This window comes from Streptomyces sp. NPDC006476 (assembly GCF_040612015.1).
In the GTDB taxonomy this organism is placed as follows: Bacteria; Actinomycetota; Actinomycetes; order Streptomycetales; family Streptomycetaceae; genus Streptomyces; species Streptomyces griseorubiginosus_B.
Genome location: NZ_JBEXPK010000132.1, coordinates 5327 through 12239, shown reverse-complemented (window position 1 = coordinate 12239; position 6913 = coordinate 5327). Strand labels below are relative to the sequence as shown.

Here is a 6913-nt window from a genome sequence, read left to right as displayed (position 1 = left end):
AGCAACCTGGCGCTCGCCCGGCACGGGCTGAGGCGGATCGAGAACGGTCTGGAGATCTGACCGGACGCGCACGGCACGACCGGGGGCGGTCGCCCCGTGGCGCTCAGGACTCCTGGGGCGTCGCCGGCGCGGCCGCCACGTCGCGCTCGGGCACGGTCTGCCCGGAGCGGATCAGCTCGATCCGCCCCATCACCTTGGACCGCAGGTCGGTCGGCACGTCGTCATGCCCGCAGCAGCGCTTGACGAGCTTCTTCACGGCCTCTTCCAGGCCGTACTTCTCCAGACACGGCGAGCACTCCTTGAAGTGCTGCTTGAACTTGTCGCGATCGACTTCCGGCATCTCACTGTCGAGGAACTCATACAGATGATCGAGTACCTCGCTGCAGTCCGTCTCGTGCGGCTCTCCGCAGCTCATGAGCCCGAGCCTTTCGCTTCGTCCGAGTCTCCGGCGCCGGCCGGGACCAGCCCACGCTCACGGGCGTAGTCCTCGAGCATGCCGCGCAGTTGACGGCGGCCCCGGTGCAGCCGGGACATCACCGTACCGATGGGTGTCCCCATGATGTCCGCGATCTCCTTGTACGCAAAGCCCTCTACGTCGGCCAGGTACACGGCGATACGGAATTCCTCGGGGATCGCCTGGAGCGCTTCCTTCACGTCCGAGTCCGGCAGATGGTCGAGCGCCTGCGACTCCGCGGAGCGCAGACCCGTCGACATGTGCGACTCGGCACGGGCGAGCTGCCAGTCCTCGATCTCCTCGGCCGCGGAGCGCTGGGGTTCGCGCTGCTTCTTGCGGTAGGAGTTGATGAACGTGTTGGTGAGGATCCGGTACAGCCACGCCTTGAGGTTGGTGCCTTCGCGGAACTGGTGGAAGGACGCGTACGCCTTGGCATACGTCTCCTGCACCAGGTCCTCCGCGTCCGCCGGGTTGCGCGTCATGCGCAGGGCGGCCGAGTACATCTGGTCGAGGAATTCGAGCGCGTCCCGCTCGAAGCGCGCACTGCGCTCCGACGTCGACTCCGCGCTGACGCCCTGGCCCTCGGGCAGCTCCGCCTGGCCGTTGTCGGTCCCTGCGTCGGTCCCAGTGACCGGACCCACCTCCTCAAGATTCCGGGGGGCATCGAAACCGGTGCCACCGGAATTGGAGGATAGACGACGACCCGTCCCCGCCGCCCCTCGAATCGGGGTGGTCTTGGCCGCAGTCAGCACCGTCCAGTCCAGGTCAGCACGGTTGCTGCGGCTCGGGCATGTGGTCGAACCCATGCGGCGGACTTCCTCTCCCACGACGTCGGTGCTGGTGGTTCAGCACTTCTGTCGGGCTCAACAGAGGTCCGGTCCCCAACATTCCCGGGCCGTCACCCCAGTGACCCGACCCACTTCACGACCGCGTCCGTGACGATCGCCACGGCCTGCTCCGGTCCGAGCTCCGCCCGCTTCGGCACGGCGAACCCGTGATCGGCGAACGGCACCTCGACCAGTTCGTACGTCCCGTCGGGAAACTCCTCCGGCCTGCCGAAGGGATCGTTTCCGCCCTGTACGACCAGGGTGGGCACCCCGGATCCCAGCAGTTCCCCGGCGCGGGACTTCTCCGGCCGGCCCGGCGGATGGAGCGGGAAGCTCAGGGCGAGGACGCCGTGGGCGCCCAGCTCGGTCGCCGTACGGCAGGCGACCCGGGCGCCGGCGCTGCGGCCTCCGGAGACCACCGGCAGCCCGAGTTTGGTCAGGGCGGGCCAGATGCCGTGCCAGCCGACGTCCAGTGTCCTGGGCGCCGGCGCCACCTTCTTGCCGGCGACCCGCCAGGGTTGCTCCACCAGGGCGACGCTCACGTCGTGCCGCGGCAGGACATGGGCGAGCGCTTGTAGGTCCCGCGCCTCGATGCCTCCGCCGGCGCCATGGCTCACGGCCAGCACGAGCCGTGCGTCCTGGGCCGGATGCCAGGTGATGCGGGCGTCCCCCGCCTCCGTAGCGATGATCTCGGTCGTCACGTCAGAACAGTGTGCCCTCTTCTGGGCCCTCCAGCTCCTTGAGCAGCTCCGGGCCGTTGTTGCGGACGTTGCTGACGGCAGTGGAGACCGGGTAGGCGCGCATCAGGCCGGCCGGCGGGGGCTGCAGCAGGGAGCGCAGGTCGTCGAGGGCGGTGCGGGAGGGATCGAGCCAGGAGTCCCAGCGGTCCGGGGTGAGCATCAGCGGCATCCGGGGGTGGATCTCGGCCAGGGAGTACGGGCCCTCGGCCGGGGAGACGGCGAGCGGGGTCGTCTCCGCCTCGGTGGTGATCACCGAGCAGGTCACCCACCAGGCCTGCGGGTGGTCGTCGGGGAGGGTCTTGTCCCGCCAGAACTCGTAGAGCCCGGCCATCGCGAACACCGAGCCGTCGGCCGGCAGCACGAAGTAGGGCTGCTTGCGCGGCCGCTTCTTCCTGCCCTCGACCTCCAGGTCCCGCTCCTGCTTGCCGGTGACCCACTCGTAGTAGCCGTCGGCGGGGATGATGCAGCGCCGGGAGGAGAAGGCCCGCTTGTACGACGGCTTCTCGTGGAGGGTCTCGGCGCGGGCGTTGATCATCCGGGCGCCGCCCTCGGGGCTCTTCGACCAGCTCGGCACCAGCCCCCACTTGAGCTTGCGCAGCTGCCGAACCGGCCGCGGGTCGTCCACGTCCTTAAGAGGGCGGTCGAGGACGGCGTAGACCTCCTTGGTGGGGGCCACGTTGTAGTCGGGCGCCAGAGTCTCCTCGGGCTCCGGCTCCCACTTCTCGATCTCAAAGATTCCTGCGAGATCCTCTGGTCGACGACTAGCCGCATACCTACCGCACATACGTGCCACACTGCCAGATCCGCCGAGCCCACCGGGAGTCACCGCCGAACATGGACAGCACCGCATCCTCTCTCGCGTCCCTGTGGGACCGTGTCTTCGGCACCCAGCCCGACCCCGACCTGTGGGTGGTGATCGCGACTCTGGTCGCCGCGCTCGCCGTCACCGTCCCGCACAACGTCTGGCGCATCGCGCGCAACGCCATCACCATCGCCCACGAGGGCGGCCACGGCCTGATCGCGCTGCTCACCGGCCGCACCCTCACAGGCATACGCCTGCACTCCGACACCAGCGGCCTCACCGTAAGCCGCGGCAAGCCGCACGGCCTCGGCATGATCCTCACCGCGGCCGCCGGCTACACCGCTCCCCCGCTGCTCGGCCTCGGCGGCGCGGCCCTGCTCGCGGCAGGCCACATCACGCTGCTGCTGTGGCTGGCGACGGCCCTGCTGCTGGCCATGCTGGTGATGATCCGCAACGCGTACGGGGCCCTGACGGTGGTGCTGACGGGGGGCGCGTTCCTCCTGGTGTCATGGCTCGCGGGACCCCAGGTGCAGGCGGCGTTCGCCTACGCGGTGGTCTGGTTCCTGCTGGTGGGCGGGGTGCGCCCGGCCTTCGAGCTGCAGGCCAAGCGGATGCGCGGCGGCGCGGGCGACTCGGACGCGGACCAGCTGTCCCGGCTGACGCACGTACCGGCGGGGCTGTGGTTGTTCCTGTTCCACGCGGTGTCGCTGTGCTCGCTCATCGGCGGCGGCCGGTGGCTGCTGGAGGTGTGACGGAGCGTCGACGACGCCGGACCTGCGCGACGGCCGGTGCCACCCCCTCCTTATAAAGTGAACCCATGGCCCACAACCCCGCCGAGCACACCGCCCTCTGGCCCGCCCCCCACGCGAGCGGAGCCGTCGACGCGACGGTCCACGTACCGGGGTCCAAGTCGGTCACCAACCGTGCCCTCGTCCTCGCGGCCCTGGCGAGCGAACCCGGCTGGCTGCGCCGCCCCCTGCGCTCCCGCGACACCCTGCTGATGCTGGGCGCGCTGCGCGCGATGGGCGTCGACATCGAGGAGGGCGTCGGGCCGGACGGCACCGGCGAGACCTGGCGCGTGCTCCCCACCGGCCTGCACGGCCCGGCGACGGTCGACGTCGGCAACGCCGGCACGGTGATGCGCTTCCTGCCGCCGGCCGCCGCGCTCGCCGACGGCCCCATCCGCTTCGACGGCGATGCGCGGTCGTACGAGCGTCCTCTGCACGGCGTGATCGACGCGCTGCGCGTCCTCGGCGCCCGGATCGACGACGACGGCCGGGGGGCGCTGCCGCTGACCGTGCACGGCGGGGGCGCACTCGACGGCGGCCCCGTGGAGATCGACGCCTCCTCCTCGTCCCAGTTCGTCTCGGCCCTGCTGCTGTCCGGCCCGCGCTTCAACCAGGGCGTCGAGGTCCGGCACGTCGGTTCCTCGCTGCCGTCGATGCCGCACATCCGGATGACCGTCGACATGCTGCGCGCGGTCGGCGCCCAGGTCGACACCCCGGAGTCGGGCGGCGAGCCGAACGTCTGGCGGGTGACGCCGGGCGCGCTGTTGGGCCGGGACCTGACGGTCGAGCCGGACCTGTCCAACGCCCAGCCGTTCCTGGCCGCCGCGCTGGTCACCGGCGGCAGGGTCGTCATCCCGGACTGGCCCTCCCGCACCACCCAGCCCGGTGACCGGCTGCGCGAGATCTTCACCGAAATGGGCGGTTCCTGCCAACTCCTCGACTACGGGCTGGTGTTCACCGGTTCGGGTGGCATCCACGGTATCGATGTGGACCTGAGCGAGGTCGGCGAGCTGACCCCCGGCGTCGCGGCGGTCGCGGCGCTCGCGGACTCCCCCTCGACCCTGCGGGGCGTGGCCCATCTGCGGCTGCACGAGACGGACCGGCTGGCCGCGCTCACCAAGGAGATCAACGAACTCGGCGGTGACGTCACGGAGACCGCCGACGGCCTGCACATCCGCCCCCGCCCGCTGCACGGCGGGACCTTCCACACCTACGAGGACCACCGCATGGCGACGGCCGGCGCGATCATCGGCCTCGCGGTGGAGGGCGTACTGATCGAGAACGTGGCGACGACGGCGAAGACACTGCCGGACTTCCCCGAGCTGTGGACCGGGATGCTCGCGGCCTAGGCAGCGAGGACACAGTCATGCGCCGCTACGGCAAGCACACCGACGAGGACGACATCCGCAGCCGCCCGAACCGCAAGGGCACCCGACCCCGCACCAACATCCGCCCCGCGCACGAGGACGCGGCCGAGGGCATGGTGCTCACCGTCGACCGGGGACGGCTGACCGTCCTCGTGGACGACCGGATCGTCATGGCGATGAAGGCCCGCGAACTGGGCCGCAAGGCGGCGATCGTGGGCGACCGGGTGGCCCTGGTCGGCGACCTGTCCGGCAAGAAGGACACCCTGGCCCGCATCGTCCGCATCGAGGAGCGCAGCTCGGTGCTGCGCCGCACGGCCGACGACGACGACCCGTACGAACGCGTGGTGGTGGCGAACGCCGACCAGCTCGCCATCGTCACGGCCCTCGCCGACCCCGAACCCCGCCCGCGCCTCATCGACCGCTGCCTGGTCGCGGCCTACGACGGCGGCCTGGACCCCCTGCTGGTCCTGACCAAGTCGGACCTCGCCCCGCCCGACAAGCTCCTGGAGCTGTACGGCGACCTCGACATCCCCTACGTGGTCACCAGCCGCGAGGAACTGGAGAACGGCGACGCGGCGGACCGGGTACTCGAGCAGCTGGACGGCAAGATCACGGCGTTTGTGGGCCACTCGGGCGTGGGCAAGACGACCCTGGTCAACGCGCTGGTCCCGGAGGACCGCAGGCGTCTGACGGGCCATGTCAACGCGGTGACCGGCCGCGGCCGGCACACCACCACCTCGGCACTGGCCCTCCCCCTGGCCGGGGACGGCGGCTGGGTGATCGACACCCCGGGCGTACGGTCCTTCGGCCTGGCGCACGTCGATCCGTCCCGGGTCATCCACGCCTTCCCGGACCTGGAACCCGGCACGGCGGGCTGCCCGCGCGCGTGCAGCCACGACGAACCGGACTGCGCGCTGGACGAGTGGGTGGCCGAGGGCCACGCCGACCCTGCGCGCCTCTACTCGCTCCGCCGGCTGCTGGCGACCCGCGAGCACACCGAAGACGACTGACCACCGCGTTGTTTGGCTGTACGTCAGCTCGGTAAGTGCATAATCGCACCGAGCCGGACATACGGGAGGACAGCACATGGCGTGGCTGCTGGTCATCGTGGCCGGGATACTCGAGACCGGCTTCGCCGTGTGCCTCAAGCTCTCCCACGGATTCACCCGACTGTGGCCCACGATCGCGTTCTGCTGCTTCGCGCTCGGCAGCTTCGGCCTGCTCACCCTCTCCCTGAAGAAACTCGACGTCGGCCCCGCCTACGCCGTGTGGACCGGGATCGGCGCGGCGGGCACGGCGATCTACGGCATGATCTTCCTCGGCGACCTGGTCTCCACCCTCAAGATCGTCTCGATCAGCTTCGTCATCATCGGCGTGATAGGACTCCAGCTCTCGGGATCGGCGCACTAGCCCACCCACCGCACCGCGCGCCGACCGCCCACGGCTCGCTCCCGACTCGCTGACCGGAATGCGCTTCTGCGCGGCGGACACGGCAGGGGCCACCGAGGGGTGCACTGGACCACCTGCCCGTGCATGGCCCGGGGAGTGCCCACCCCGACGCCTGACCAGCCACGACCGACTCGACCGCGCAGCTAGCCCACCCGACCAGGCACGCCCCACCGGAGGGCGCGTCCAGCCCGCCCGGCCAAGCACGACCCACCCGACCGCGCATCCAGCCCGCCCGGCCGCGCAGGACTCACCGGAGTGCGCATCCAGCCCGCCCGGCCCGGCACGACCCGCCGGAGTGCGCAGCTAGACCGCCCGGCCGCGCAGGCCACGCCGGGGTGCGCATCCAGCCCGCCCGACCAAGCACAACCCACCCGACCGCGCAGTTAAAACGCCCGGCCGCGCAGGCCACGCCGGGGTGCGCATCCAGCCCGCCCGACCAAGCACAACCCACCCGACCGCGCAGTTAAAACGCCCGGCCGCGCAGGC

8 protein-coding genes are annotated in these 6913 nt (G+C 71.0%); 4 read left to right on the top strand and 4 right to left on the bottom strand.

Going from position 1 to position 6913, the window contains the following annotated elements:
• Positions 1 to 103: 103 nt before the first annotated feature.
• The 4 genes from rsrA to ABZZ74_RS50225 form a co-directional block, all read right to left on the bottom strand.
• Positions 104 to 415 carry a mycothiol system anti-sigma-R factor gene (gene rsrA, locus ABZZ74_RS50240; protein WP_356950830.1) on the bottom strand — a complete coding sequence of 104 codons (312 nt, stop codon included), beginning with the start codon at positions 413 to 415 and terminating at the stop codon, positions 104 to 106.
• The gene (gene sigR, locus ABZZ74_RS50235; protein WP_207929812.1) at positions 412 to 1095 is read right to left on the bottom strand and encodes a sigma-70 family RNA polymerase sigma factor; all 684 of its coding nucleotides are present in this window, start codon (positions 1093 to 1095) and stop codon (positions 412 to 414) included. Before sigR ends, rsrA begins: the two co-directional genes overlap by 4 nt.
• Before the next feature lie 257 nt (positions 1096 to 1352).
• Positions 1353 to 1982: an alpha/beta family hydrolase gene (locus ABZZ74_RS50230; protein ID WP_356950829.1), complete on the bottom strand. Its 630-nt coding sequence runs from the start codon at positions 1980 to 1982 to the stop codon at positions 1353 to 1355.
• A gap of 1 nt (position 1983) precedes the next feature.
• A complete protein-coding gene (locus tag ABZZ74_RS50225; RefSeq protein ID WP_356950828.1) occupies positions 1984 to 2805 on the bottom strand; it encodes an SOS response-associated peptidase in 822 nt (273 codons plus the stop codon).
• 50 nt (positions 2806 to 2855) lie between these two features.
• On the opposite strand from ABZZ74_RS50225, the gene ABZZ74_RS50220 reads away from it, so the two are divergent.
• The 4 genes from ABZZ74_RS50220 (at position 2856) to ABZZ74_RS50205 (ending at position 6388) form a co-directional block, all read left to right on the top strand.
• On the top strand, positions 2856 to 3575 hold the full coding sequence (locus tag ABZZ74_RS50220; protein WP_356950827.1) for a M50 family metallopeptidase: 720 nt from the start codon (positions 2856 to 2858) through the stop codon (positions 3573 to 3575).
• A 65-nt stretch (positions 3576 to 3640) separates the two neighbouring features.
• Positions 3641 to 4960: a 3-phosphoshikimate 1-carboxyvinyltransferase gene (gene aroA, locus ABZZ74_RS50215; RefSeq protein ID WP_356950826.1), complete on the top strand. Its 1320-nt coding sequence runs from the start codon at positions 3641 to 3643 to the stop codon at positions 4958 to 4960.
• Positions 4961 to 4977: 17 nt separating this feature from the next.
• Positions 4978 to 5988: a ribosome small subunit-dependent GTPase A gene (rsgA, locus tag ABZZ74_RS50210; protein ID WP_356950825.1), complete on the top strand. Its 1011-nt coding sequence runs from the start codon at positions 4978 to 4980 to the stop codon at positions 5986 to 5988.
• Positions 5989 to 6064: 76 nt separating this feature from the next.
• A complete protein-coding gene (locus ABZZ74_RS50205; protein WP_133044537.1) occupies positions 6065 to 6388 on the top strand; it encodes a multidrug efflux SMR transporter in 324 nt (107 codons plus the stop codon).
• Positions 6389 to 6913: the final 525 nt, after the last annotated feature.

Bases quoted from the DNA above. Each gene is read 5' to 3' on its own strand.
- rsrA (WP_356950830.1), bottom strand. From the start codon at position 415: ATGAGCTGCGGAGAGCCGCACGAGACGGACTGCAGCGAGGTACTCGAT.
- ABZZ74_RS50225 (WP_356950828.1), bottom strand. From the start codon at position 2,805: ATGTGCGGTAGGTATGCGGCTAGTCGTCGACCAGAGGATCTCGCAGGA.
- ABZZ74_RS50220 (WP_356950827.1), top strand. From the start codon at position 2,856: ATGGACAGCACCGCATCCTCTCTCGCGTCCCTGTGGGACCGTGTCTTC.
- aroA (WP_356950826.1), top strand. From the start codon at position 3,641: ATGGCCCACAACCCCGCCGAGCACACCGCCCTCTGGCCCGCCCCCCAC.
- rsgA (WP_356950825.1), top strand. From the start codon at position 4,978: ATGCGCCGCTACGGCAAGCACACCGACGAGGACGACATCCGCAGCCGC.
- ABZZ74_RS50205 (WP_133044537.1), top strand. From the start codon at position 6,065: ATGGCGTGGCTGCTGGTCATCGTGGCCGGGATACTCGAGACCGGCTTC.